The organism is Hyphomicrobium facile (assembly GCF_900116175.1).
GTDB lineage: Bacteria > Pseudomonadota > Alphaproteobacteria > Rhizobiales > Hyphomicrobiaceae > Hyphomicrobium_B > Hyphomicrobium_B facile.
In genome coordinates, this window is record NZ_FPCH01000002.1 from 583519 (window position 1) to 608578 (window position 25060).

At 56.6% G+C, this 25060-nt stretch carries 18 protein-coding genes; 2 read left to right on the forward strand and 16 right to left on the reverse strand.

Annotated features, from left to right (window positions below):
- Positions 1-304: 304 nt before the first annotated feature.
- The 4 genes from BM399_RS09645 to BM399_RS09665 all read right to left on the reverse strand — a co-directional run bounded on the left by BM399_RS09645 (position 305) and on the right by BM399_RS09665 (position 6886).
- Positions 305-1666, reverse strand: a complete 1362-nt coding sequence (locus tag BM399_RS09645) for a polysaccharide biosynthesis/export family protein (protein WP_092867466.1) — start codon at positions 1664-1666, stop codon at positions 305-307.
- Between the two features lie 424 nt (positions 1667-2090).
- Positions 2091-4226 (reverse strand): GumC family protein, encoded by a 2136-nt coding sequence (locus BM399_RS09650; protein WP_177228110.1) that lies wholly within the window; start codon positions 4224-4226, stop codon positions 2091-2093.
- Between the two features lie 359 nt (positions 4227-4585).
- Positions 4586-5182, reverse strand: coding sequence for an acyltransferase (locus tag BM399_RS09660; protein WP_092867471.1), 597 nt, complete (start codon positions 5180-5182; stop codon positions 4586-4588).
- Positions 5183-5407: 225 nt separating this feature from the next.
- The gene (locus BM399_RS09665; protein WP_143111396.1) at positions 5408-6886 is read right to left on the reverse strand and encodes an oligosaccharide flippase family protein; all 1479 of its coding nucleotides are present in this window, start codon (positions 6884-6886) and stop codon (positions 5408-5410) included.
- Between the two features lie 580 nt (positions 6887-7466).
- Between BM399_RS09665 and BM399_RS09670 the strand changes: the two genes are divergently transcribed.
- Together BM399_RS09670 and BM399_RS09675 are read left to right on the forward strand one after the other, a co-directional pair.
- Positions 7467-8414: a UDP-glucuronic acid decarboxylase family protein gene (locus BM399_RS09670; RefSeq protein WP_092867475.1), complete on the forward strand. Its 948-nt coding sequence runs from the start codon at positions 7467-7469 to the stop codon at positions 8412-8414.
- Between the two features lie 89 nt (positions 8415-8503).
- Entirely contained in the window at positions 8504-9556 is a 1053-nt protein-coding gene (locus BM399_RS09675) for a glycosyltransferase family 4 protein (protein WP_143111397.1), read from the forward strand.
- A 49-nt stretch (positions 9557-9605) separates the two neighbouring features.
- Here the strand turns inward: BM399_RS09675 and BM399_RS09680 are convergent, their stop codons facing one another.
- The 12 genes from BM399_RS09680 to BM399_RS09730 all read right to left on the reverse strand — a co-directional run bounded on the left by BM399_RS09680 (position 9606) and on the right by BM399_RS09730 (position 24795).
- Positions 9606-11621: a glycoside hydrolase family 9 protein gene (locus BM399_RS09680; protein WP_177228112.1), complete on the reverse strand. Its 2016-nt coding sequence runs from the start codon at positions 11619-11621 to the stop codon at positions 9606-9608.
- Positions 11622-11638: 17 nt separating this feature from the next.
- Complete coding sequence (locus BM399_RS09685; RefSeq protein ID WP_092867481.1) at positions 11639-12898, reverse strand: glycosyltransferase family 4 protein; 1260 nt, start codon at positions 12896-12898, stop codon at positions 11639-11641.
- A 209-nt stretch (positions 12899-13107) separates the two neighbouring features.
- Positions 13108-14256: an acyltransferase family protein gene (locus BM399_RS09690; protein WP_092867483.1), complete on the reverse strand. Its 1149-nt coding sequence runs from the start codon at positions 14254-14256 to the stop codon at positions 13108-13110.
- A 226-nt stretch (positions 14257-14482) separates the two neighbouring features.
- Entirely contained in the window at positions 14483-15136 is a 654-nt protein-coding gene (locus BM399_RS09695; protein ID WP_092867485.1) for a PIG-L deacetylase family protein, read from the reverse strand.
- Positions 15137-15144: 8 nt separating this feature from the next.
- Positions 15145-15930 (reverse strand): sugar phosphate nucleotidyltransferase, encoded by a 786-nt coding sequence (locus tag BM399_RS09700; RefSeq protein ID WP_092867487.1) that lies wholly within the window; start codon positions 15928-15930, stop codon positions 15145-15147.
- A gap of 75 nt (positions 15931-16005) precedes the next feature.
- Positions 16006-17331: an NAD(P)H-dependent oxidoreductase gene (locus tag BM399_RS09705; RefSeq protein WP_092867489.1), complete on the reverse strand. Its 1326-nt coding sequence runs from the start codon at positions 17329-17331 to the stop codon at positions 16006-16008.
- A 61-nt stretch (positions 17332-17392) separates the two neighbouring features.
- Entirely contained in the window at positions 17393-17959 is a 567-nt protein-coding gene (gene rfbC, locus BM399_RS09710; protein WP_092867491.1) for a dTDP-4-dehydrorhamnose 3,5-epimerase, read from the reverse strand.
- An 87-nt stretch (positions 17960-18046) separates the two neighbouring features.
- Entirely contained in the window at positions 18047-19153 is a 1107-nt protein-coding gene (locus tag BM399_RS09715; protein ID WP_177228113.1) for an NAD-dependent epimerase/dehydratase family protein, read from the reverse strand.
- Positions 19154-19209: 56 nt separating this feature from the next.
- Entirely contained in the window at positions 19210-20130 is a 921-nt protein-coding gene (locus BM399_RS09720; RefSeq protein WP_177228114.1) for a glycosyltransferase family 2 protein, read from the reverse strand.
- On the reverse strand, positions 20117-21181 hold the full coding sequence (locus tag BM399_RS21155) for a hypothetical protein (protein WP_177228115.1): 1065 nt from the start codon (positions 21179-21181) through the stop codon (positions 20117-20119). The genes BM399_RS09720 and BM399_RS21155 overlap by 14 nt, the downstream gene beginning before the upstream one ends.
- Before the next feature lie 524 nt (positions 21182-21705).
- Positions 21706-23058: an apiosidase-like domain-containing protein gene (locus BM399_RS09725; protein WP_177228116.1), complete on the reverse strand. Its 1353-nt coding sequence runs from the start codon at positions 23056-23058 to the stop codon at positions 21706-21708.
- Positions 23059-23316: 258 nt separating this feature from the next.
- Complete coding sequence (locus tag BM399_RS09730; RefSeq protein ID WP_177228117.1) at positions 23317-24795, reverse strand: O-antigen ligase family protein; 1479 nt, start codon at positions 24793-24795, stop codon at positions 23317-23319.
- Positions 24796-25060 lie beyond the last annotated feature (265 nt).

A 25060-nucleotide genomic window follows, 5' to 3' on the forward strand; every position in this document is an offset into this window, starting at 1 on the left:
TCGTAAACGTCGTTCTTAATATTTGCGCCAATCGGGGCGCGAGGCGGGATCTGCTGGGGAGATCGACGCGGTTGCCAGCCGAAATCTGGTGGCGAGATTGAGCCGAGTTTGCAAGTAATGATTTTGGGGTCTTCGCAATCTAAATGAGAAAAACGATAAGACTGCGAAAGGCGAACCTGACACGACACCGCGTACCGTCGCGGCCGCCGAACGACTTCGATAAGACCGCTTAACTCTCCCTCGAATTAGAGATAGAGCCGGCGAATAACCAGATTCGATTTAGACATTGGGGAACAACGACCGATCAGGGCGCTGCTGCTCCGCCGACGACCAGAGCGGTGGCTGGGCCACCACCCCCGAGAATTTGAGCGCTTGTCAGGACAGTCGCGGCATTGCCGACGTAACCGGCTGCAGACGCACTCCAGAGGGTCATGTAATTAAGTGCCTTCCCGACCTCAACGGAATCCGCGTTGGCGACGTAGAGGATGTCCTTGTCCCGCATCTGGAACTTCTGGGCCATGAAGAAGGCCGACGGATCTCGGAAATTCACTCTGTAAACAGTTGGTATCAACTGTTGGTCGGGCGCGAACTTACTGAGGTTTACATCCAATTTCTCGAGCGTCTGACGTCGCTCTCCGCGGTAGACGAATATCTGCGATGGATTTGCGCGCTCGTCCAAGAGGCCGCCCGCCTTAGCAACCGCCTCGCTGAGTGCCAACCGCTCTTGACCAAACTGGAAGATGCCATCCAGTCCGGATACATCGCCTCCGCCGACTGTCGTCCCGCCCGTAGCATTTCCTAACGCGCCAAACGCTACGAACGTTCTTGGCCGTCGATGAACGTAAATAACGTCACCGGCGTTGACGAATATGTTTTCGCTCGGATTATCGATGATGCTCGATAGACGGACAGTTCCAATCCGATTTTTACGCTGTAGCGTTACTTCCAGGTCATATGGCGCAAGTTTGCCGCTACCTCCGGCTCCGGCTCCGCCTGCGCTACCTGCTTTCGAAATCATGTCCAATATGCGCTCGCCAGAGCCGGTCAGCTTAATTCTGCCTTGTCCAGCGTCGCCAATAACGATCGCCGCATCCGAATTTTGCTCGGTTATATTGATAACGACCTGAGGCTCGATAGCGCGAGTGGCAAGCTTAGCCTCGATATCTCGCTGAATTTCGTACGATGTTCGCCCGGCAGCTTTAACTTGGCCCGCGTAAGGGATCGAGATTGTCCCGTTGCCGGCGACTGTTTGGGGCGGGAGCGTTACGTAGTTGCCCACACGGCCTGTCGCATCCCCGGAAACAAAAAGGCCGCCTGCTGACGATTCAAAAATGGACGTCTGCACAACATCGCCTACCCCGACCCTAATCACAGGCACTGGGCCGCGCTGCGTACCAAATGTTCCGTGGAATGAATCCGGCGAAATTCCACTCAGGACACTTAGAACGGGCGGATTGAGATCGATGAGTGCGTAATTGAAATCCACTGCGTCCCGGCTCGTGTAGACCAGGAGCGGGTCTCGGCCATTGGACAATGTTGTGGCTGCACCACTCTTGATGTCGCGATAGCTGGGTCCGACCACGGGCAACTGGGTGCAACCGGACAACATGCCGACGATGGCAATTACCCCAACAGGCAGGATGATCCTCGGCCAGCTAATGATCATCGCCCCCTCTCGAACTTACCTATTGCGAACAAATACTAGAATGCGCGGCACGCAAGCCGGGCATAAGCTAGCCCCGATATAAATGATTCGACTACTGGGAATGCGGCTTTGACCGGATTGCGGCCAAAGTGTTGCTCAGAGGCGTCACAAGCTTCGAGCGGGGCGGCCGCCATAGCTGACCGACGCACAACCAAGGCCGGTCAGCTATTGCTGAATTGTATGTTTGTTTTCAATTCAGTACGGACGGATTTAAGATCCGATATTCCTTTGTAAAATCGCTACAACGCCGAGTGAGGCGTGGCGACTATGCTACCACCATGCGTTAACCGGATGCGTGCCGATCATTGTTAACAGATTGTTAAGAGGCGATAGAGGCTTCGAATGGAGAATCTCAATTCACTGAACGATATTCAGTGACGATTTCTCACTCTACGAAGTACTCCGCAATCCTCCGGCCTTTGTAGGATTCGATCGTACGCAGTGTGGCCGGGTCCGCCTTGTTGAGGATCATGCACGAAATACGATCGCGAATAACATCCGCTTCGGAGAGAGCTTCTTCGACAAGACTACGCTTCGTTTTTCCCCACTCGATGACGAAGATAAATTTATCGACCAGATGCTCAATCATCTTGATGTCGACCACTGACACGATCGGTGCAATCTCGATGATGATGAAATCGTAATTCTCGCGGGCGACAGCTATCAGTTTCTGCATCTGGGCCGAACCCAGCAACTCGGCCACGTTCGGATTACGTTCGGAAAGCGCGCACGGCAACACGTCCACCCCCGATCGCTCTCGTTTGGAAATATACTTTTCCAATTGAGAAGGGTCGTCCAAAGCTTCCAATAGGCCTTGGCGTGCGTCCGGCGCCAACTCGGCTGTGAGGTTACGCCGGTGCAGGTCGCAATCGATAATCAGCGTTTTGCATTTCGAATACGCACTCAAGAGAGATGCGAAATTATGGGCAACCGTCGTCTTGCCTTCATTCGCGACCGACGAAACGACACCGATTACCTTGTCGGCATTTGGACTCGGATAGGCTCGCATCGATGCCCGGACTTTGCGAATTGCCTCGGTATATCGCGAGTATGGCGCGTCGAGAACGTAATCGTCGAGACGCCCGCGTTTACGCATGTCGACTGTCGGAAGGATAACGCAATATGCGCCGGTATCCCGCGTCACCTGCTCGGGGGTGCGATACACACCAGCCGCCCATTCGCGCCCTATGACCAATCCGATGCCCGACAAGAACCCGAACACGATACCGCCGCCCAGCACCAGCATTGACTTATTGGAGTCCTTGCGCAAGGGCGGAGCTCCCTTGGTAATGATATGGGCGTCCTCGGTGTCGGGGCGAGTTTGGTTCAACTCGTCGAACTTGCGCAGATCGGTATGATACAGAACTCGCAACGTGTGCGCGGTGAAATCGAGATCCCGGTACTTGGCCTGCGCCGCGCTATCCAACTTTTGCAAACGAGCACGAAGCTCTTCGCTGGGCGCAGCCGGTGCAAGGTCCTCTTCGATGTTATGATATTCGGCTCTTGGGTCGACTATCGACAATTCTTCGGTCCCGCTAACCCGCTCTGTTTCTGCGCGGATCGCTGCATTCAGGGCATCCATTTGCTTGCGAAGCTTCGCAACCGCCATATGGTCCGGCCCGACGGCTTCGGCTATGTCGTTTGCCTTTCTCTCCAAGTCCACATACTCGGAACGCAGGCGTGAGATAAGTGGATTATCGACCGTCGCTACGCCCGTTAAATTGTTAGCTGCTTTGAATTCTTGCAGCGCCCGGTCCGCATTGATGGACTGCTGCTTCGTTTCCAGCAGCCGGTCCTCAAGAAATTGGTTGACCAGCTTGTTGGACGCAACTTTGCGCTCACCGGACTGCTCAATGTAGGTGGTCGCGATGGCGTTGGCTATTTTTGCGGCCTTCGTCGGATCTTCCGAACTGAAGCTGATGCTGATTACGTTATTGACGTCTCCCCGTTCGATCCTGAGCCGGCGGAGAAACGTTTCGGCAGCTGTCCTCTCAAGCAAGGTCTCCGGATCAAGTGGGGAGGCGGTCCTCCAACCGATCAGCCGCTTGAAGAAATTTTTCGCCTCGCCGATGGCGTATGAAATGCACGGACCACCGAAACTCGTTGCACACGGATTTTCGTCGGCTTCGCCGGCGGCGGCGCGCAGGGCAGACCGGCCAACAAATTCCGGGTCTCGAGTCAAATTCAACGAGCGGATGACCGGTATAATAATACTATCTGATGACAGAACGTAGAACTGGCCCGCCATATCAACATCGTCGAGAGTCGGCTGATCCAGAATTTTGGTGGATTGCAAAAATCGATTCACGCTCCGGTCTACGAGAATACGAGCCGTGCTCGTGTAAAGCTGCGGCATGAACGCCACAAACGTAAGAGCCAACATCAGCCCGATGAGCGCTCCAGCTATGGGGAACAGCCAACCTCGTCTCAGTATCCAGCGAATATCTGAGAGGCCAAACGGACCGATGCTCGACTTATGAGATTCCATCGGGATCGAAAAATTGTCGTCTGTTGCAAGCATGATGTCGGGTCTACCCTGGAAGCCCAGTGAATTGACTCGTGGCATTAGCGATTAAATCTCTATGTTTCTAGAATAACATGTAACAGTGGTTTACGTATAGAGCGGCAAATGCTCGAGCGGCCGCCCAAATAATTTCCTTCGAGTGTTTCGCCACAATCCACGCCGCATCGTCTTCGGACGGCTTCGGAATCAGCAGGACGAAGACGGCAAAGTTTTGGAAGCATATTTTTAATGGTTTTGTGATCGCGGGCCGCCCAAGTGCGATCATGTGATTTGTGTACCGCGCATCCGCGTAGCGCCCGCTCAGCAACCCCACAATAGGTTGTCACCCTGATCTACGCGGTGCCTCGCCCCTATGGCTAGGCCACTGATTTTATGACGCGTGCGGGCTGTCCGGCAGCAAAAGATCGAGGAGGGATATCGCGGGTGACCACACTTCCTGCGGCGATCACGCTATTGGCTCCGATCGTTACGCCGCTGAGCACGATTACACGTGCGCCGAGCCACACGTTCTCCTCCAGCACGATCGGCGCGGAGCTTGGTCGAATCCACCGTTTGTGAGGGTCTACCTGATGGAAATCGTTGTCCATCATCAGCACCTCCATCCCGACCTTGCAATCGGGGCCGATGCTGACGAGCTTCGTAGCCAAGATTGAGCACCCATAATTCATGAATGTGCGCGCACCAATTTCGAGCCGGCCATCTGGCTCGGTGGTGAGTTGAATAGGAATGGCTCCGGAGATCAGGCTCACTCGCTGATCAATTATCAGACTGCCTTCGTTACGAATTACAGGTCGTCCCCACACGCGGACCCGCTCGCCAACCGAAGTGGCGTTACGCAGATGCCATCGGGCCCGCGCCAGCGAGAGTGCGTCATCCCAGAGTTGCGTGGCCGACTTCTTTTTTCCAATCGCTTTCCTCGCCTCGGGAAGGATGCGCTCCGGGAGAGGGGTCATACATTCTTCCTTAGAGCGGAGGGATTGGCGGACATTTGGGCGGGCACTGCATCCCTCCGGCAAGCAAAGCCTACGCAAGATGTAGACGCCTGCACAATATGCAGGAGTGTCTCAGTCAGCTTATTTTCAGCTCATCACAGACGACGTCAATCGGACCCTCACTTATCTCCCCTTCCCCGTTTTGCGTCAGGCAGAACACTACAGAAAACGTCGCCGGCCTGCCGATCAGCTTCGAGAACGGCGGAGCTTCAACCGCGCAAAAGTCGTCGTTGCCGTCCCGGCATAATTACGCAACCAGGTTAGCGCCATCTCTACGTCCTTCGTCGACATTAATCCTGTGACCAGGGCAACCAAGGGGAATGCCACTGCAAAGAGCGGGGCAAGGATCCAAAGCTCGATGTGCGAGACGGTCGAGAAAAGAATCGCGATTAGAATTGAAGCTCCGCATGAGCGCAAAAGCGTAATTGGTATAGTCCAACCGACCGAACCGCGCGGCAGAAAGGCGGCAAATGCAATCAACACCCCTATTTCTGCAACGCCTGCAGTAATGACCAGGGCAATCGCTCCGTTGCCATAATGCGCTTGAAAAAACGGGATGCTGATCCAGTTCAAAATAGCGCCGACTAAGATGGCGGTACCGGTCACATACGCGATTACCATGTTTCTTCCGACGACCGTGAGCGCAGTCCCCATCAAAAATCCAAGAAACAGCAAGGGCAAGAAGAGAGCAGAGACTTTCAGAATCACGGCGGTCTGCTGGAAACGGTCGTATCCAAACATGATACCGACAATGTGATCGCTGAAGACATAGAGCGACGAGGAGGCGAAAGCGGCGGCGAGCAGCAACAGCTTTGCCATCGAACTCATCATCTTTTCGAATTCGGGAAGCGATAGCGACGCGCGGGACAGTTGAGGCAGCGAGGCTTGCGCCAGTATCAACGCCGGCGAAAGCACGATACCAAATATTGTGCGGGACGCGCCATACCAGCCGACGACCACCGGCTGGGCCAGAGCCGATAGCACCATCACCTCAACAAATGGCTGGAAATTAATTACTACCGAGAAAAGAAAAATCGGGAGTCCCGCCCTCGTCAGCTCTGAAACGATGGCTGAATTCGGTGGCCGAATTGTTATTCCGAGGCGCGCGGTGAAAAATATCGCCACCGCCACCATGCCGATGCCGCCGATAGCATTTGCAGCGATAACCTCCGCCACGCCTCCGCCGAGGAGAAGGGCTGCAAAAATCCCAGCAAGCGTCAACGCCTTTCCGACAACGGTCGCCACGGCGTCGAGATCCATTCGATCCGTTCCGCGGAAAACAAATCCGAACGCCAAATAAAGAGTGCTTGGCAAGCCGACCAGCATTCCCAAAACAATTAAAAAAACGATTCTGGAGTCATATCCCAATATCACTGCAATAATCGCAGCGATAACTGTGGCGCAAACCAATGCAAATGCACGCATTGATAATGCCGTTCCGAGCAACTCGGGTTGATCGGAGCGACCGCGAGCGACCTCCCTCACTACATAGTAGGTCTGGCCCCAATCCACCACGGTGCCCATAAATCCGGAAAAGGCGACGACAATATAGAGGACACCGAAATCCGAGGGCCCCAAGTACCGACTTGTGGCGACCGTACCCAAAATGCCGAGCACAGTAGTGGCAATTTGCGCTGCGCCCAGGTGCATAATATTTCTGAGCACGACGTTGGAGCTTCCGAGATTCACACGCGGCCTCTTCCAATAAGGCAAACAAAATGCGGGCTTCGCGGCGAGTGCGCTACGGGCACCGGCGACCTGAGCAGTCCGTAATTTGCTGCGTGCGGATGATTTTCCGACGGCCTGCGTTGCCTGTGCATTCGATGGTCTCGATCTAAAGAGGATGCGCGGCAGGGCGGCTTGAAGCACAGGCGCCCACTGATCGGCTTCGGCTAAAATCCCATTCGCAGCACAGCTTACGAATTCGAGACTGCCCGCGCAATGCCCGCACAAGCGTCATCGCGCTGCCAAGAAGTCGCTTCCTGCTGCGAAAGCAGTATTCACACATTGCTCCATACAACGCGTATCTTAGCGGGGCTAACCGTGTTAGATGAGTGTTGTCGCTTATCTGCATTTGCCGTCTATAATAAACAGAGGTGTTGGGCTGAATTTCGATATTGGGCCCCGTTTCCGTCAAAGATACTCCCATGAACTGCCGGAAGAACTATTAACTCCGTTCACGACGACCATTCAAAATTGTCGCCGCAATGTCGTGCTGACTGCTAACGCAAAGAAGGTTCATTGAATGTCGAAAAGGATACTGGTGACGGGCGGCGCTGGCTTCCTGGGCTCTCATTTGACGGAGCAACTGCTGGAAGCAGGTCATGAAGTGTTGTGTGTAGACAATTTCTTTACGGGAACACGCGGCAACATAAAGCATTTGCTCGGGCACAAAAACTTCGAAGTTCTCCGCCACGACGTAACAATGCCCCTCTACGTAGAAGTCGATGAAATTTACAATCTGGCTTGTCCTGCATCCCCCATTCACTATCAGCACGATCCCGTACAAACCACGAAGACCAGCGTTCATGGCGCGATCAACATGCTGGGCCTGGCAAAGCGGCTCAAGATAAAGATATTTCAGGCGTCGACTTCCGAGGTTTATGGCGATCCTTCCGTCCACCCGCAGCCGGAGGAATATTGGGGGCATGTCAATCCCGTAGGCGTGCGGTCGTGCTATGACGAAGGCAAGCGCTGCGCTGAAACCTTATTCTTCGATTATCACAGACAGCACGGGCTCAAGATCAAGGTTGCCCGGATCTTCAACACATACGGTCCGCGCATGCATCCGAACGACGGCCGGGTGGTTTCGAACTTCGTCGTTCAAGCTCTTCAAAATGCGGACATCACAATTTATGGCGATGGACTGCAGACAAGGTCATTCTGCTACGTCGACGACCTCATCGACGGCTTCATCAAATTAATGGGCTCGAGTGATAGCGTGACCGGCCCGATAAACCTCGGCAATCCCGCCGAGTTTACAGTGCTTCAGCTCGCACAGAAGGTCATCGAAATCACGGGGTCGCGCTCCAAGCTTGTCTTCAAGCCAATTCCGCATGACGACCCCAGACAGCGTCAGCCTGATATTGCAAAAGCGCGCGCGTTGCTGGGATGGGAGCCTAAAGTGCAGCTGACCGATGGCCTCGAGCGAATGATCAACTATTTCGAGCAACACCTTAAACAATACGCATGACGAATCGCGCTTGAGGCAGACGGAGTTCGCTGCGTGGCCCGCACCAGTTGTTTGACGATCCCTTGGCTCTTGCATCTGCGGCCGGCGCCATGAACGATCGAACGATCGCATGCGTGATGGAGCAAACGCTCGGCAATATCACGCACTATCTCAATCTGCGACGCCACGAAGACGCGTTGGCAGGTTTCGCACCACGCTGGCTCCCGGTAGAGTACAGCGCTGGCCCGATTGCGCGGGTCCCATGGACCGTGACAGGTGGCTTGGCGGCTCGGCGGGCGCTCAAACCCCACCTAAAGGACGTGGACGGCGTTTTCATTCACACGACTACGTTGGCCTTGCTCAACGCCGACAACTTCCGACGCAAACCAACGGTATTGTCTACGGACGGTACCCCTATGAACAAGCGCCACATGCGCGGAGACTACGGGCTCAAATCAGAGTCGAGTGCGCAAGAAAAAGGCAAGCGCCTGCTATATCGTCAACTCTTCGGCCAAGCGAGAGGGTTCGTCGGCTGGTCGAATTGGGCGAAGCAAAGCTTCGTCGAGGACTACGGCTGCCGTGATGAAGACGTCGTCGTCATTCCGCCAGGCATAGACCTCGATCAGTTTGTAGTGCCGGAGCGCAAGAACGAGTTGCCGCGCATTCTCTTCGTCGGGGGCGATTTTGAGCGCAAAGGCGGCGATCTGTTGCTGAACGTGTTCCGCCGGGGGTTGCTTGGCAAGGCTGAACTCGATCTGGTCACTCGCAGCAATATAGCTCCCGAACGGGGCGTCCGCGTTTACAATGACGTGGCGCCGAATTCTGATGCGCTGCTTAAGCTCTACCGTGACGCAGACATATTCGTTCTGCCGACGCGAGCCGATTGCTTCTCGCTCGTCTGCATGGAGGCGCTCGCCTCCGGCCTGCCTGTCGTCACCACCAGGGTCGGGGGCATTCCCGACATGCTGGAGGAAGGAAAGACGGGACACGTGCTCGATGTTGACGACGCCGATGCTCTGGCCGACGTTCTGACAGAGCTCGCCGAAAATCCGGGTAGGCGCCGCGAGATGGGATTGCTCGGCAGGCAAGCCGCGGAGACCCGCTTTGATGCTCGACAGAACGCGCGAGCATTGTTCGAGTTTGTCCGGTCGCGCTGCTGCTAGAAGCTGTTTCGTGCGGCCGTCGCACCATGAAGGTGCCGCTCCTCCTCGTTCAGTTGGCGAATGGCGACAGGGCCAGGATGTATGCCGCCTGATAGGCGGTGCTCGGCTCGGTCACAGCCCACGAATTTGCGGGCCAAGAATCATTGAACTGGAGGTAGGACTTGCTGGCGGGTTGATCCAAGGGCGGCGAGTACCCGCGACGGCACAGCGAAAAGGCAGCGGACATGTAGCATTTGTAGCTCGGCGTTCCGGACGCAGAAAAGCAACACGGGTCGACCGAATAGGAGGGATTTGCCCCCCCGACGAGATAGCCCGGCGCCGGGCCCGGATTTATTCCGCTGACTCTCGACCAGCGGCGGGAGCTGTTGGAGAACCAGGCGTGGTACATCGTTGCCGCCGAATTCTCGGCACCCGCAGCCTTCATATTCGTCAGGTAGACGAGCCCGAGCGGGTTCACGCCGTGGATGTAGTGAAGATATTCAGCCGCGGCGGATTTCGCGAGCGCCGCCACCTTCGGGTCGGGTGTGAAAGACGCGAGTAGTTCGTACAGTCTCGCCTGCGTTGCCTTGGATTGATTGCTACCCCAGGTAAAATCTTTCATCGGGGACCGGTACGGGTCCTTCTTGTCGATGACCATCGGCAACTGATCGGCGTTTTGCGTCATTCTGGTGACGAATTGCGAGATGATCGCCGATTTGACCACGTTGCTCGCATTCGGCAGTCGCGCGTAATGCAGCAAGACTTCCTGGCCGACGGCATCCCACTGCGATGGCCCCCATTGAGGCACGACGGAGGTGAAGTTTGCTTCCGCGAACTTTCCGTATTCCTCGTCGCCCGTGATTTCGAAGAGATAAACAGCGGCTTCAAACCGCGCGGCCAGACGATGGGCGTCATCCATTTCCTGTTGGCCGGATGCGAGACCCTGCGAACCGGGCTGCCTCGCGTTGTCGTTGTTGTAGTAGAGAACCTGCGGATTGGCCGTCGCCCAGGCCCATGCCGATTTTGCTCGCTTGGCGAGGTCCGCCGCATACGCTTGCAGTTCCGGTTCGGGGCGCGCCGAAAGCACTTTGGACGCGTAGGCGAATACGGCGGCTCCCATGAGGGTGGCGCTGGTGGTCGGCGGACCGTAAAAGCTCGGTCCCGTCGCCGCCGACGGTGGGCTCGCTTCAGACAGCGATTGAACGCAAAGCAAAGAACCATCGGCATTCTGCATGCGTACGAGCCAATCCAGGCCCCACTTCGCTTCGTCGAGAATGTCGGGAATGCCGTTGCCCGATTCCGGAATTTTATAGTCGTCGCCGAATGCGCTCGGGTTTCCGTCGTAGGAGCGCAGCAGGGAGATAATGTTGCGCGCGGTCCAGCTCGTATATTTGTTGTAGTCACCGGCGTCGAACCATCCACCTCTGAGGTCCTTGACCAGAGACGCGTCATCCTTGGCGAGCCACGAATGGGTATAGGGATCTTGTCCGGGACCGAGATGGCTCGCCCGGTCGGCCCATGATGCGCCGGCCGTCTCCGCCGTCTTTTCCATGCCGGCGCGCTGGTAGAAGAACATCCGGACGGCATGCTTCATGACACGTTGAAAGACATGATCGTCGATGTCGAACTCGGCGGACCGCAACTGACTCTCGACGTCAACGATCGCGTACGTTCCCGGCGTTTCGACGTCCGAAAAGTCGAACCACCAGACTTGATCGCCTGACCCGGCATCCGTCGCGCCGTTGTTCCACGGCGCCGGACTCCCACTTTTTACGATTTTGCCCGTGCTGCGTTCGACCACTTGGAATTCGCGGCCGGGCTTGAAAGATGCGTCTTTATCGTATCCCGCCTGGGGGTTTCTGATGACGGCAACCTTAAGGCTTTTCACCTGATAGCCGAACTGGTCAACGACGATTACGGGGATCGCGCCGTTGACGCCGAGCTTCAGTCCTTGGCTCCAGGACGTGTCGGTACTCGGCTTATCCGCCGATGTGGAGGTTGCAGACTGCGCATCCGTGGCCGAGGCTTCCCGGCTCGCTATGCTCCCAATCGAGATCCACAGCGCCAAACCGGAAAGCATCAACATTCTGGTCGATCTCGAAGTCATGAGCGCTTACCTCGCGAGCCGGCATTCAAGATTTGTCGATAGAAACCTTCGAGCTTCCGGGCCGCGCTGTTCCAGGAGTAGCGCTGTACCGCAAGCTCCCTCGCGGACTTGCCGATGCGCGCCGCCAGGCCGGGATCATTCAGCAAGCGGCCGACAGCGTCCGCGAAGGCCTTCGGCTCATCCTCAATCAAAAGATCACGCCCGGACTCAGCTTCAATTCCTTCGGCGCCGAGTTCCGTCGAGACGATGGCCTTGCCCATCGCCATGCCTTCAACGATCTTGAGGCGCGTGCCGCCGCCCAGCCGGAGCGGCACGATGACCACCGCTGCCGACGCAAGGTGTGGCCGCAGGTCCGGTACGAATCCGGTGAATTCGATCCGGGGCCCGGCCAGCGCCTTGAGCTGCGGCGGAGGGTTGGCGCCGACGATTTTCAGGCGCGCATTGGGATTGGCTTTGGCGATGTACGGCCAGATGTTCTCGACGAAATGCAACACGCCGTCGATATTGGGAACGTAGGAAAGAAGTCCGAAGAAAAGCAGTGTGCGGCCGTCCGACGGCGGGTCGCTCGGGCGCGGCTGGTAGTAGTCAACGTCAGCAGCGTTAGGAATGACTGCCGTGTTTGCGTCCGGAATCTCGGCGAGCACGCGCCGCTCATCTGCGGCGCTGCATAGGTAGACACCGTCGGCGTCGCGGTAGGTTCCAAGTTCCTCTCTTCGGAGCTTCCGCCAGTTGACCCCGGCGTAGAGGCGACGGATCAGGCTGCTGCCCGAACGCGCGTACTGTCTGGCCAGCTCGAAGTCGATGTTGTGCGAGTCCACGACGAGAGCGGGCAGCTTCTCGCCGGCCGGAGCCTGGCGCAGATTGCAATGGCCAAGAAATGAGAATTCGAGATTGACGATGTCAAACCGCTTTGTCCGCAGTGCTCGGTCAAGTGCGGACTGCAGGGCCGGGACCGTGGCCCGCAACCTCTCGAAACTTTGGGTAGAGACCAGCGACTGAAGCTGCTCTATTCGTTTGGTCGGGCCTTCGTGACTATGAGGGTTGGGAATAAGCGCCACCTCACGGCAATAGGCCTGCATGGCAGTGCGGCTTTCATTTGCGTCGAACTCATCGTCGACCAGCATCACTGCCGTAAGATCGTGGCGCTCAGCCAGTTGCGTCATCAGTCCATGTATCCGCGCTTGTGCACCAAAGCGCGGAGGACTGGCTGGCATCTGGGAGACGTAGAGAACGCTGAGGCGTTCTGGATTACTCATCCGGATTCTCGGTCATACGATCTCGGCTGGAAGACTGTGCGCAACTGGCTCGTACAATAGAACGTCAATGTCTTTACGATGAGTGTCAATGAGGTTGCATGACAAACTTCCAGTTGCCCGAATAAAATCCGTAAATACGCTTAAATAGAACGCGGTTCGATATTCGCTATCATTCGCGAGCATGCCATTGCCCACAAAAGAGCGGACATTCATCTAGCCCGCGACTCGGGAACGAGAGATGCCGGCGATGCGGTCTTCTTCATATCCGAATTCGCCCGTCTCTCGAGCTTGATGCGCTTGGCAAGCGCCAAACTCGGCCGCTCGATCAACCACCACATGCCCGCGGAAAACAGGATGCACCCCAGGATCACCACCACCCACCAGAAGGCCTCCGTTAAGGCCGAACGGCCCGTGAGGTCATAGCCGATGCGAAACAGGGCGCCGGAAACAGGATTATGGGTGAGGTATAGAGAGTAGGAGATGAGCCCCAGGAACTGCAACCAGCGCCAATTCAACCAACGATAAATTCCCCCCGTCGTGGTCGCATACCACAAGGCAACCGCTGTCAGCACGGAGGCCAACGTCACGTCGTCCATCCGCACGGCGGCGCTCAAAACGAGTATTGCGACGTAGGAAAAATAATAGACTGCCATCCGTGGGTATTGCCACGTCCAATAAGCCCCGGCGCCGAGCAGGAAGCAGTGCCATAGCGGAAGAAAGCTGCCGCGCCACGGCTCCCAAGTGACGATTCCGAGTGGCCACAGCAAACTGATCAGCGCAGCCACCGCGATGCCCACGGCGGTCGCTCGCCCCTGCATGTTTAGAGCCGGATCATTGCGTGTCACGGCAAGAAGAAGGGCATATATCAGGTAGAACTGGACCTCTTGGCAAAGCGTCCAGAAGATTGGACCGATTTCACGGTATCCAAGCACCTCCTGCAAATAGAAGACGTGCGCAACGAGCTGCCCTATCGAAATCGACAGTGGCTCCTTGGCTTGAATGAAGTGCGCAGAGACGGCGGCCATAGCGATCGTCAGTGCGATCGCGAACCAGTACGGCGGATCCAACCGGACGGATCTGCGAAGCAAAAATCTGCCTACGAGAGGAAATGTGACGGCAACTCCGCGCAACGAATGCGCAATGACAAATCCGCTGAGGACGAAAAAGATTGCGATGCCGAGGTGACCTCGGTGGATAGTCCATTCGACCCAAGCAGGAGCCGCCGCCATCAGCGATGTGAGTTGCTGACCTTCGTTGCAGTGAAAAAGAAAGACCGCGAGGGCGGCGACGCCCCGCAACCCGTCTATCATCGCAAAACGGACTTTGGCCGGTGCGCCGATTGAAATTGCTTTAGTCATGGGCCATGTGGCTGACACTATCCCTCGAATCCGACAGCCGTGGCGGGACAAGATGCACTCCTATTCTTCCTGTCACACAACGGGTATGGCCTTGTCCAGTTTTATGCTTGCCAGCGCTCGACATTTCATGGCGCTTTGCGTGACGGATATTTCGGAAAGGGATTCGGGCTCTGCTCATCTCGTCATGAGTGCGTCATAAGGCTCGCCCAACGCTGGCCGGCGGAATTTACGCGACGATCAGTTTGCGCGCGAAAAATGCTTCTGCATAACGCTCAGCTGCTCGACACTCTAAGCCCCGCAATCGCGCAAGCCCCCGAAACGTCTCGTCGTCAAACCAGTGCTTGGAACGCTGCGTGCCGAAATGCTTCATGAGAAGTTCGATTTTGCGGGCCAAGACGCCCGCCTCGAGAGGAACGTAAAGGTTCGGCTGGCCTAGATCGCCGTCCCACTTCGGGATCTCGTACTCGAGGATCAGGTGGTCGCGAAATGTATTCCACGTGTGACGGCAGACCTCCCGATGATCCTGATGTGCGTCGTCGCGCCGGTGCGTCAAAATCAGATCCGGACTGAAACGCGATTTCAGCGTTTCAAACATTTCCTTGATTTGCTCTCCCTGTGTAGGGAAGAACCCGTCCCTGAACGACATCACCTCGATGTTGCTGCCTGCCGCACCTTGCAGAAAAGACTCAGCCGATCCTCGTGCTTCGTCCGCCCGATCACCACTCGCGCTCAAGACGCACCAAATAATGTTCAGCCTGGCGCCTTCGGAAATCCATTGCAGCAGAGCGCCACCTGCGCCGATCTCGATGTCATCGGAATGCGCGCCAAGGCACAAAACGGGGAGCGGAGGCCCTGAGGCCGGCAGCTTGAGCGGAAGCATCTGGTGTCCTACTCGGCGGCGTTCGATTGAATACGCCAGGGCATGCTACCCTTCTCGACCATCTCTTCAAGCACGCGCTTATCCTGCAGCGTGTCCATGGCCCGCCAGAAACCTTCATGCTTGAAAGCGATGAGCCGCCGCTCCGCAATCAAACGATTGAACGGCTCTAGAACCAATTCGTCCCCGTCTTGTATGTAGTCGAAGATCTTATTGGAAAATACGAAGTATCCGCCATTGATCCATATGTCGCTTTGCTGGTTCGACCGCATGCGGTTGACCAAGCCGTCGTCGCCGAATTCCGCAAGGTGAAAGTTGAACGGCGGGCGAACGGCCACGAACAATCCCACGGCGCCACTTCTTTTCAAGCGATCGATCATTTCGGGGATCGGAGCGTCTGTCAGGCCGTCGCTGTAGTTTGCCAGAAAATATTCTTCGTTCTGAACGAGGTGCTTCACAGCCATCAAACGCTGCCCGATGTTGCGCCAAATCCCCGTGTCGACGAGTGAAATACGCCAGTCGGGCGGTCGGGGTCCGAGGACTTCGACTTTTTTTCCGAACTCCGAGATGATGCAGTCACTGTAAGCGGAGGGGTCGAAATCGCGAAAATATTCCCGGATAACGTTCGCCTTGTAACCGAGGCAAAGGACGAAATCGCGATGCCCGAAATTGCTGTAGTACTGCATGATATGTAATAATATCGGCTGATGGCCGACCGGGATCATCGGCTTCGGAATCGCTTCCGAATAGTCGCGGATGCGCGTGCCGAGCCCGCCGCAGAAAAGAACGACTTTCATTCTTGCCGCCCGCTTTTCGTAAGCATCTTTAAGCCTTCGCCTTCGCCCAACGATTTCACACCGGAACTAAATTCATCAGGCCGCGATCTTGAGCCGATCATCCAACCAGGTCTCGCCGCGGAAATGGCGATACTGCTCAGCACGCAGCCTATCCGCCAATCGATCCGGCGGCAGGATCACGTCATCGTAAGTCAGGACCTCATCCTTCTGGATGTCGCGTTTGAGCTTGCAGCCCTCGACCAGTCCTTCCGGCAGATATCTTCCACGGCTCATCTCATCGACATTCACCGCCTCGCCGTAGGTCATGTACATGCCGTAGCCGTCGAGCTCGGCGCCGGTTTTGAGATCCTGCTTCGCGACTGCGCAAACCTCGACCACGGGGCCAGCCAGAGGTGGCGCCAGTGAATCCCGGAAGAGAACAGCCCGAGCAATCGCATTCGGGACCTCGAAATGCACGAGATGATAGGGAACGAAGAAGGAGTACAGCGGCCCCTCACCCATCTTGTAGAGGTTCAGATAGTGCTGCTGCTTGAGGTCAGTGTGCTCCGCCAGAACGTATACTTTCGTCAGAGGCGTCCCAACCACGTAGTCGATAATACCGCCGATCTCGCGGATCTCGTCGATGTCGTAGATCTTGCCGATCTGCATGATGTCGCCACGGTATTCGAGACCGCGCGACATCCCGCGGGACTTCACCTTGAAACCCGTCGCGTTGGCGACGATCGTCTGTTCAAAGCTGATTTTCGACCCGTCGGCGAAGCTCGTCACCATCGCCGCGTTTTGACCCCAACGCTCGGCGAAGCCTTTCTGCGTCGTCGGATTGCGATAGGGATCTTGAAGGCCTTTGACATTCCCGATAACGCGCGGGATCAAACCAAGTCCGACGACCCAACGATAGAGATTCATCTGGACGCCGGGCTCGTCACCGTCGCAGGCGGAAAGCACAACGTTGTATTTCTTGGCGTAGACCTGGAGGATCGGACCGATCGTTGCGTCGACCTCGGCGTTCATCAGCACGACGTCTTTGCCGTGCTTGAACGCTTCCAGAATGACCCGGGCTCCAAACTCGACGGCGCCGGTCACCTCCACAATGACGTCGATATGAGGCGAACGAGCCAGCAGCATCGCATCTTCGGTTGCAGCCGGTATACCCGCCTCAATAGCCTCGTCGAGCTTTCGCTGTGTTTCGACGATCGCCGGGTTTTCGCGGCCGGAGTAGCGGAATACGTCGACGGCTCTGTTCACTTTGCGATTGGAGATCGCGACGACACGCATAGCCGGGACGCTATTCGTAATCTGGTTGGTCAGCCCCTGACACATGAAGCCAGCGCCGACGATGCCGACGCGGATCGGGCGTCCTTCCGCTTGCCGCTGTTTCAGTGCAGTATCGATAAGATACATGTGACCTTTCCTCCATCGCCGCCGTCGACCGGCTGCGAACTCTCCGATCTCAGCGCCGAGGTCAGGCTACATTCATCCGCTTCTTTACAGTCGCCTCGACGTCGTCGAAGGCTGCGAATTTCCGATCCTTTTCCGAGATAACGCTGACTTCCAGCGGCCATGACAAGCCCAACCGCGGGTCATTGTACATCAACCCGGACTCGTTTTCCGGCGAATAAAATTCGCCGACTTGATAACTCGTATCCGTGTTGTCGCGTAGAACCTGGTAGCCGTGCGCAAAGCGCTCCGGAACATAGAGCGCACGCTGATTGTCATCGTTCAATTCCACGGCAATATGCTGGAGGAATGTGGGGCTTTCCGGCCGTAGATCGACGATGATATCGAGAATGGCACCTCTCGTCGCGCGAACGAGCTTTGTCTCCGCGGCAGGCGGAAACTGGAAGTGCATGCCGCGAAGCGTTCCCTTTTTGAGATTCGAGGCAATGTTGGCCTGCGCGATATCCGGCTTCAGGCCGTGGTTTTCAAATTCCTTCCGGCAGAACCCGCGCGCAAAAAAACCTCGCGAATCCTCACGGCGCTCCAGATCGATGATGAACGCGCCTTTGAGCTTAGTTTCCGTGAAGATCATCCGTAATTCCCTCGGATCGCGACCGATAACCTGTTCCGAAAAGCGATGAACCGCCGTGCATTCCGGCCCCAGATCGCTCGTGCTGATTTATTGCGCCAGAGCCGTGTTTGCGTTCACATGGCGAAGGTCTTGATTAATGATGCCGTCCGCCAAGAGCCGTCTAATATGCGCGATGCGCTGGTAGCGCGGCCCCTCGAACTCTTCGAGGGTCAGGCGAGATTCCTTGAACGCCTCGTAAACCTGTTGAGCTCCAGCCCGCGCCGTCCATTGCGGTTTGAAATCCGGCAGCGCGCGGGTGATTTTATCAAAGTTCACACGGTAGCAGCGCTTGTCGGGACCTGCATCGGCCGCATATTCGACGCGGCAGCCCGGCACCACCTCGGCGACGATGTTTGCGATCTCGCTGATCCTGTAGTTTTCGGACGTGCTACCGACATTGAATGCTTGATTGAAGATCTTTTCTGCAGGTGCAGCCAGCGCGGCAACGAAGGCTCGCGAAATATCCTCTATATGCACGATCGGGCGCCAGGGTGTGCCATCCGACTTCAGGTAAATCAGTCCCTTTGTCACTGCCCAGGCAACGAGATTGTTGAGGACGATGTCGAAGCGCATTCTTGGCGAAAGTCCGTAGGCGGTGGCGGGGCGCAAGAACGTCGGGCAGAAATCGTCGCTCGCCAACTTCGAGATGTCGCGCTCGGACCAGACCTTCGATTCGCCATATGCCGTTACAGGATTGAGCGCAGCGGTCTCGTCAACGAAATCGTCGCCCGCCAATCCGTAATTGCTGCACGAAGAGGCCATGACAAAGCGGCCGACCCCTGCGTTCTTGGCAATCTGAGCAACGTGCACGCTGCCATGGTGATTGATGGCATACGTCGTATCGCGGTTGAGATCGCTCAACGGATCGTTGGAAAGGGCCGCAAGGTGAACGACGGCGTCGAATCCAACCAGGTTGCTCGGTTCAAGATCGCGGATGTCCTTTCGGATCGACGGAATATCGACGATCTTTCCACCGTCGGCGAACGTACAGCGCTCATAAAGATCGCTGTCGCAACCCGTAACACTGTGTCCTGCAGCGAGCAGGGCCGGCGTCATCACTGTGCCGATATAGCCCTTATGGCCGGTCAAAAAGATTTTCACGTTATTACTCTGGTACACTGATCGATGTTTACAAATGTCGTACCGTCCAGCCATGCAAATAGAATGCCGCCTGACGCTCGCAATAACAGCAGTAATGCCTTCCCGGGCCTTTACTCCCAGTTATAGATACCCTCCCGGGGCCGCGCCCGCGGAACCAGCGAGCCGGCAGCAACAAGCAGATCTTTCATTAAGCCTGGCGAGTAGCGCGCGACCCAGTGCACCATGCTCGCGCCGCAGCGCAGCTTCTCCCGCAACGGGATCGGCGCCGTCGCGATCGCGTTGCAGAAGCTGAACAGCTCGAGCCAGTTCGGGAACGAGACTTTGCCCTTGGCTTGCGGGTTGTACCAAGCCATCCGGTCCCGCCAATTCCCGACCCAGTTCTTCGGGTGGTAGCGCTTGTAGAACAGCGGCCGGTCGATGGACACGAAGGGCCCGCGGAACGCTAAGCGGCACAGGAACACCTTGTCGCCGTCGATGAAGTTCTCCATCGGCGGCACGCTGCGCAGAACGTCGCCGCGCATGACGCCATAGATGGCATCGCAATTGTGGTCGCGAAAAAGCAACTCGCGGAAGCGGCGCGACGGCGTGTCGGCCGTACCGCGCGTGGAGCGGTACCGTTTGTCTTCGACGCCTTCCTGGTCGATCACGATGGTGCCGGTGAAGGCGATGACGGCGTCTGGCCGCTGCTCTAGGACAGCAATACACTCTTCTATATGGGACGGCGCAACCGTGTCGTCGTGAGCCGAGAGCCGAATGTAGCGACCGCGAGAGAGCTGACAGGCGATCTCCTGGTTGCGGGCCCCACCGACGTTGCGAGCGTTACGGTGATATCGGACGCGGGGGTCGGCGGCGGCGAACCTACGACAGATTTCCTCCGTCCGGTCCGTGGATGCGTTATCGGTGATAATCAGTTCAAAGTCGGTGAACGTCTGCGCGAGCAGCGACTCGATCGCCTCGGCCACGTAATTCTCACCGTTGTAGACCGGCAGACAGATGCTGACGGTCGGCGCGGCCTCATCATATACGCTCATCGCTTCCGCTCGCCTCCCATTGCGTTGCAGCCGCCTCACCGCCTGGGCATTTTGCCGGTGCCCCACGACCGTGTTTTGAATTCGGCACGCCCGGCGGGTCGACGCGCTCCAGCCATGCCTCTCGCCAATACGGGTAGATCTTCCTCGGGCAGAAGAAGCGCCCAGTGCTGCGCTTTCCCGAGCAGACAGCGTCCTCCAGCTTGATGCATTCATTGCGGAAGCGCAGCATGCGGCCGGTATGCTCTTCGATGATTTGGGTGACTGTCCCCCGCACTTGCATCACTTGGTTGCAGAATGGAACCATCTCGATATCGAAATGTAGCCCGCGGTTGTTGCCCGTCGTCGTGAGCGTCGCCTCGATTGCCTCCTGTGACTTCACCCGCACCCATTCCCCGGGTTGCAAGTTCAGCGGCTCCGGCCGCGGCGGCGACTTCACGTTCGGCCCCTTGGGCCAGCGCAGGATCTTGAAGCGATGCATTGGCTGCATGTACGCCGCCCGCAACATAACCTCGACGAAGGTCAGTGGTCCGACGTTGCCCGAAAGAAGTTCGTTGAAGTAGGGACGTGGGTCGGTGTTCGATAGCGGCGCTGACGCTCTGTTGGCCTCGGTCACCTGGCACTTCCAGCGGACGTCGTCGCCTTCGCCCTCACCGGACGCCCTGACGTTCGGTTCAATGCGCGCCCGTAGTGCGGCGATGTCAGCAGCGTTCTGCGCGACGGCCGGAGCGCTGAGCTTGTCGACCTTCTTCAGCCACGCCTCTTTCCAGTAGATGCGGCACTCGGCCTGACAGCCGCCGTGAGCGGTCCCGTCGCAACGCAGGTCGTCGAGCAGCACGGTGTCGGTCATCCGCCGGCTCCGCAGCGTGCTGCCGATCGTATCGCAGATTTTGTCCGCCCGCGCCGAAACCGTGAAGCGTCGACCCAGGTAGGGTATCATTTCGGGCATGAAGGACATCGCGCCGAGCGCCCCCTGCTCGTCGAGCGTGGCGAGTATTTCGCGGCTGCTGCGCACTTCGACGATGTCGCCTCTGTACAGACTTCCTTCTTGCATGCCGTTGCCTCCTGACACCGTGGTCGATGATGACGGCCAGGAAAAATCAGGGCCGTCTACTCGACCTTTTAGGCGCCACTCCTCCCGGCTACCCAGGTCCGCATCGATGCGCCCAAGGCCGCGCAGCCGGAAGACTAGAGCTCGTCGTCGTCACGAGATTAATAGAAATTCGCCCCGAATTCGGCTGCTTATTTGTTATAATCCGACGATACGGCGTGTGCGTTTTTGAGTAAAGCCCGCCCCCAGAATATTGGTAACCGCGCCCGTTTCCTTTCGGCGTCGAAAATCTGTAATGGCGGCAATGCGTCATTTACATTTGCAGCATCATTCCGCGAATACGCCTTGAAACAAGGGTTTGCGCTGCACCACGCGCTGACCCACAAGGTCCCGCTGATGATTTGGCTCATTAGGCTTTCCAATGAGTTGTAGCGGACAGTGAATTATATACGCCACCTTTGGAATGCGCAGAGAAGATCTGCCTTAAATCAGTTTGCAAATGACTCGATCGGGATGGCACCAGATAACTATGCTCTTTCGACGACGAGGACCCAGTCGGCTGAACCGTCCGGATGGGCTTCCGGAAACGGGATTGGGCGGGTTTCCATTGCGGCTTCGGATTCAGAAATAAGGTAATATTTGCCGGTCGTTGGATCATACCAACTCAATTTCACGCTTATCGGCCCCGCAATCACAGTCGTATCGACCGTTACCGGACGCCCCGTCGGAAAGTAAGCAACCGCGGCGCGTTTCGAATATCCGGACGCGGCTTTCGTGTCGCCATCGCCAATGCCCAACTTGACGAAGTTGCCGTCATCGCGGCTCCAAGATGGATCGGCGACATACTTGTCGATCAAGGACCAAGCGTATTTGGCCTGAAGCTGCGGCGCTTCGTCGAGAATTTCGAGCCACCCCGCGCCACCATCGTAGATGCCGGCTGCACCAAACGGCCACCATTTTTCATGACCGAAATTGATCCCAATGCCGCCGCCCAGGAAAACCGAATAATTTCTTTCTCGGTACTGCTGGTCTTTGTTGCCGCCATAGTGAGGCGAATTGACGTAAGGTGGTTCGATGTCAATGACCCCGTATTTGCCGGCTCCTGCTTCTCCATATACGGCATCGAACAATTCAACAGAATTGCTGCCGTAGTTGTACAGCGTGTTGGCGCTTGGCTTGAACCACTGGTAGCCACCCTCTCCGTCTTGCGAGACAATGAACTGTTGGTAGCCGGTCAATCCGCCATGCTGTTCCGCGATCTGCAAGCGGTGGTTTGAGCCTTCCCCATCCGCTATGCCGTGGAATACCGCGTCAACTTGCCGACCCATCGGATCGCTCGCATACCATTCGAAATCGCCCATGACGTGCCAGACAATGTTGCGATACTTCGCGTATCGCAAAGCGAGCGTTTTGCCATAGTCGTAGGCTCCGGCTGAACCTGCACTGATCAATTCCGATGCCGTTCCGGTATCTTTAAAGCTAAGGAACATCGAAAACACGACGGTCATGTGCAGCCGCGTCGCTTCCTCGACGATCCAATCCATGGACGCCCAGGCCGGACCAAAAGACGATGCATATGGCGCGCCTAAAAAAAACTTCTGCCCTACATCGTTCACATAGCGGTCGCCGAAGGTGTTGTTCAAATGCACGCCGAACGGAGCCACGGTGACGGCGTTGAAACCGAGCGATTTCAATCGCTCCAAGGCGCTTGTAATCGCGGAGTTGGGGCATCTCTGCGCCAGCGCCCATGATGACATTGTCTTCAGCAGATAGACATTTCCGTTCTGGTCGACGAACCGGCGGCCGGATGCCTGAACTGGATAGGAGAAGGCCTTTGCATCTTCTTGGGAAGGCCGATGATCAGGTCTCGCGGCGGCCATCACTGGGCTGCATTCAACAGCAGAAAGTCGAAGGGCTATTCTAGATCCGAGGTTCATTACCCGAGTGGGTATGTTCGAGAGCAGCAACGAACACGCGGCAAAGGCGGCCAATAAAGCGATACAGTTTCGCTTATTTATCCAGCCACAACTAAGGCCGAGAGACATTTCTCTTTTCCCTCAACTATCAGCCGATCTTCCCACCCTCGTCCCGTCGCCGGACCGCTCAATCGCGAGCCCGGTGTTGAACCAATGGAATTGCTATAAGGGGCGTCCACGCCCCGCTGCTCCCCCAGGTATTAATTTCCGGGACATTATTCGTGCAGCTGCTCCTCCCGGAAGCGCACGCCTCCCAACATAGCCACTGGTTCGCGCCCGGCTGCCTCTGTTCTTCGCGAAAGGCGGCTCGCTAACTGCTGCCGGATAACGTGTGGTCTCGGCGACGACTAGCACGAAGAGAAGCCACAGCGCCTCATTTGTTCCCAACCACACGGTTTCGATCAAATTCGTGATGATGACGTAGAATGCCAATGAAAGCAGTATCCAAGCACGAACCGGGTCTCGCCGCCTTACGCGATCCAATGCGAAAAGCGTGGCCAGAATGAAAATAATGAACAACGTATAGCCAATCCTTCCTGTCTCGACTTTCACGTCGAGATAGCCGGAATGACTGCCGATAATGTGCTTTACCCAATACGGGGCCTGCGCCACGCTCGGCGCATCAGGTCCCACTTGCCAAAAGGAGTGGAACCCCCACCCGAACCAAGGCCTTTGCAAATATTGGCCCTGCACAAAATCCCAGATCACGGTGCGGTTCGACAGAGTAGAATCGCCATAGAACATATAGGAAATGCGGCCCGTCAGGTCGCTATTGGCGACCATGGATGCAGCAAAGAATGCTGCCGGGATGGCGGCGAGCACAATGAGCAAGGAGATGCGTAGCTTGCTGCTAACAATGATCGCCAGTCCTGCGAGAACTGGAGCAACAAGCGCAAATGCCAGTGCACCCTTCGATTGGCTGGCGAATATCAGGTAGACGGATGCGGGTATCACGATGAAGGGAAGGCACCGCCGCCAACCCCGAAATAGCAATTCGTAAAAAGACAATAATATTGCGACCGAGGCACACTGTCCAAGCCCTTGCTTGAACGAGAAAAGACCGAAATACGCGAAAATACTCCCGTCCGCATTTAGCGCTGGAGCTTGGATTTGGACGGCAATGACATTGGCAAAAATCGCGAATGCGTACCACAGATATGCCGTTCGCACGGTGTCCGTTACCGGCGATACTTGGGCGAAAGGCAGAATTAATGGCAGAAGAACCATTATCTGCAGGCAAACCCTGTTGAATGCTGCCTCCTGGCTATACGCCCAGGTGATGCTCGCCACGGCGAAGAGCATGAACGCAGCGAGAGCGACGATGGGAGGCGACGACCAGAGTCGCCTCATGTTCAATCGCGAGCGATTCACGATGGCGAGAGATAGCGTGGTCAATAGTAGGAGTAAGAGGAATATTCGGTTTTGCCAATCAGCTGCAGGCAGTCCGCCACCGCCCCCCACTACTGTAACGCCCGGGACGCCTTTGAGACCGGTTTCAGTCGAGCCGATCGTGTCGGCCAGTGAATGAATAACCAAGCACCAGCCGAGAAGGACGAAGGGTATGGATGCGAATATCCTGCTTGCCACCGTGGCGGGGATCGCGCGTCGCGAAGCTGTCACGCGATTTGCGCGCCCTGGCATTTTAGCTGCTCCCGACCAGCGGAGATTCATCCGTCAACTCTAATTTTCGCAGAGGCCCGTATAACGCGGTTATTTCCATAACAGCATAAAATTCCGTTCCCACAAGCGGAGTGTCTCTTTGAATTCTAAGCCCAAAGTACGCGCCTCCGCACCCGACAAGGCGAAGACCGGCAGAGTAGCTCAATTCATGAGGCGCCGACTCGTCCGGCCTCATCAAAGGTAAAGATAAACGGTCAACGCGCGCGATCGTGCGTGATGTTCATCT

Bases quoted from the DNA above. Each gene is read 5' to 3' on its own strand.
- BM399_RS09645 (WP_092867466.1), bottom strand. From the start codon at position 1,666: ATGATCATTAGCTGGCCGAGGATCATCCTGCCTGTTGGGGTAATTGCC.
- BM399_RS09650 (WP_177228110.1), bottom strand. From the start codon at position 4,226: ATGCTTGCAACAGACGACAATTTTTCGATCCCGATGGAATCTCATAAG.
- BM399_RS09660 (WP_092867471.1), bottom strand. From the start codon at position 5,182: ATGACCCCTCTCCCGGAGCGCATCCTTCCCGAGGCGAGGAAAGCGATT.
- BM399_RS09670 (WP_092867475.1), top strand. From the start codon at position 7,467: ATGTCGAAAAGGATACTGGTGACGGGCGGCGCTGGCTTCCTGGGCTCT.
- BM399_RS09675 (WP_143111397.1), top strand. From the start codon at position 8,504: ATGAACGATCGAACGATCGCATGCGTGATGGAGCAAACGCTCGGCAAT.
- BM399_RS09680 (WP_177228112.1), bottom strand. From the start codon at position 11,621: ATGTTGATGCTTTCCGGTTTGGCGCTGTGGATCTCGATTGGGAGCATA.
- BM399_RS09685 (WP_092867481.1), bottom strand. From the start codon at position 12,898: ATGAGTAATCCAGAACGCCTCAGCGTTCTCTACGTCTCCCAGATGCCA.
- BM399_RS09690 (WP_092867483.1), bottom strand. From the start codon at position 14,256: ATGACTAAAGCAATTTCAATCGGCGCACCGGCCAAAGTCCGTTTTGCG.
- BM399_RS09695 (WP_092867485.1), bottom strand. From the start codon at position 15,136: ATGCTTCCGCTCAAGCTGCCGGCCTCAGGGCCTCCGCTCCCCGTTTTG.
- BM399_RS09700 (WP_092867487.1), bottom strand. From the start codon at position 15,930: ATGAAAGTCGTTCTTTTCTGCGGCGGGCTCGGCACGCGCATCCGCGAC.
- BM399_RS09705 (WP_092867489.1), bottom strand. From the start codon at position 17,331: ATGTATCTTATCGATACTGCACTGAAACAGCGGCAAGCGGAAGGACGC.
- rfbC (WP_092867491.1), bottom strand. From the start codon at position 17,959: ATGATCTTCACGGAAACTAAGCTCAAAGGCGCGTTCATCATCGATCTG.
- BM399_RS09715 (WP_177228113.1), bottom strand. From the start codon at position 19,153: ATGGCTGGACGGTACGACATTTGTAAACATCGATCAGTGTACCAGAGT.
- BM399_RS09720 (WP_177228114.1), bottom strand. From the start codon at position 20,130: ATGAGCGTATATGATGAGGCCGCGCCGACCGTCAGCATCTGTCTGCCG.
- BM399_RS21155 (WP_177228115.1), bottom strand. From the start codon at position 21,181: ATGCAAGAAGGAAGTCTGTACAGAGGCGACATCGTCGAAGTGCGCAGC.
- BM399_RS09725 (WP_177228116.1), bottom strand. From the start codon at position 23,058: ATGGCCGCCGCGAGACCTGATCATCGGCCTTCCCAAGAAGATGCAAAG.
- BM399_RS09730 (WP_177228117.1), bottom strand. From the start codon at position 24,795: ATGCCAGGGCGCGCAAATCGCGTGACAGCTTCGCGACGCGCGATCCCC.